Annotated in this window: 1 protein-coding gene; it reads left to right on the top strand. The window is 58.5% G+C overall.

Annotated features, from left to right (window positions below; all coding sequences use genetic code 11):
- A partial coding sequence (locus tag IEY49_RS19740) for an Ig-like domain-containing protein (protein WP_229780934.1) occupies positions 1 to 1158 on the top strand: 1158 nt, incomplete at its 5' end.
- Positions 1159 to 1577: the final 419 nt, after the last annotated feature.

The raw sequence follows: 1577 nt of genomic DNA, 5'->3' as shown, positions 1-1577 counted from the left end.
ACGGTGCCGAATACAGACGCCCTGGTGGACGGTCCTTACAGCGTGACCGCGAGCACGACGGACACGGCCGGGAATACTGGCACGGCAACTGACCCAGGCAGCGTCACCATCACTTCGCCTTCTGTGCCTTCGGTGAGCTCGGTCAACTCACCGACTGGGCAGGAAGGCACCTGGCTTATCCATGACATCAGCCTGAGCAGCTCGGTGGCTGTTGGGACCACATTGATCCTGACAGTGAGCAGCGGTACGGCCACCATTGGGACCGATACCGGTGTCCTGGAATACAGCCTTGACAGCGGAGCCACCTGGACTCCCATGAGCAGCGCCACTAACACTTACACCATTTTCCTGCCCGCAGGAACTGTTCTGCCCGGCAACACCGTCAAAGTGCGGGTGCAGGCTCTAACCGACACGATGTATGAAGAGGACGAAACCTATGCCCTGACAGCCAGTACTCAAAGCGGAATGTCTGTTTCAGGCACTGCGACAATTACCAACACCACGGTTCCCACAATCACGGTGAGTGCGCCTGATAATACGAACGACACGACGCCGACGATTACCGGGACGACCGATGCGTCTGTAGGCAGCACGGTGACTGTCACGATCACGCAGGGTACGCGAACCATCACCCTGACCACCACCGTGCAGGCGGGCGGTACTTACAGCGTCACGGTGCCGAATACAGACGCCCTGGTGGACGGACCGTACAACGTCAGTGCTTCTGTCACTGATCTCGCCGGGAATACTGGCACGGCGACTGACCCGGGCAGTGTGAGTGTGGCTGTACCAGACCCTGTACTGCTGGTCGACAAGCTCGTGCGCAATGTTACGGTAAGCAGCGCCTTCGGACCGGCGGCTGATGCCTTGCCTGGTGATGTGCTTCAGTACTGCATCCGCTTCGTGAACTCGGGGGGCGCTGCCTTGGCCTTCCGGTTGACCGACGTTCTGTCGCCCTCAGTTACCAACCTCATTAACTTAACGTATTCTCCTTCGACTGCCCCTTTGGATGGCACCACTTCGAGGCCTGTCAGCAGCGCTCTACCGGCTGGCGTGACCCTCAGCGTGATCAATGGCAGCATTGTTCTGGACTTTGGCAATGCGACTCTGCCCTCAGGGAGTGGTGGCACCATCTGCTTCGAGGTGACACTCCGCTAGTCGCACCCTTATTGGAGCGGCGGGGCCCAATGGGCCTCGCCGCTCCTTGGATGGGGATCCCAGCCCAAAGTGTAGTCGTCTCGCGCTGCACCTGGGCAACTCATCTCTGGCGGTCATGGACCCGCCGGTACTGGTGTTCAGCGGCTCGGAAGTTGAGGCAGATGTACCGAAGTGCCTTGTGTGGGGTGTCTGCAATGTGGCGTAAATGTAAGAATGTATACTTTCCTCACCTCGCCCAGTATTCCTTCCTCTTCCCTGCTTGGGCAGCAGCCAAAGCTGGAAGCAGTCCCGTCTACCCTTTTATTGATCACGGCGTAGATTTGCATCCATAAGGTGTTGCGGGAGGTCAACATACCGAACACGTTGCCACGCACCAGTCAGCTTCTCCTTCAATGCCACCAAGGTGCGGGCGCAAAAAT

The organism is Deinococcus malanensis, from assembly GCF_014647655.1.
Classification (GTDB): Bacteria; Deinococcota; Deinococci; order Deinococcales; family Deinococcaceae; genus Deinococcus; species Deinococcus malanensis.
The sequence above is the reverse complement of the archived record's forward strand: the minus strand, read 5'-3'. Positions and strand labels throughout refer to the sequence as shown.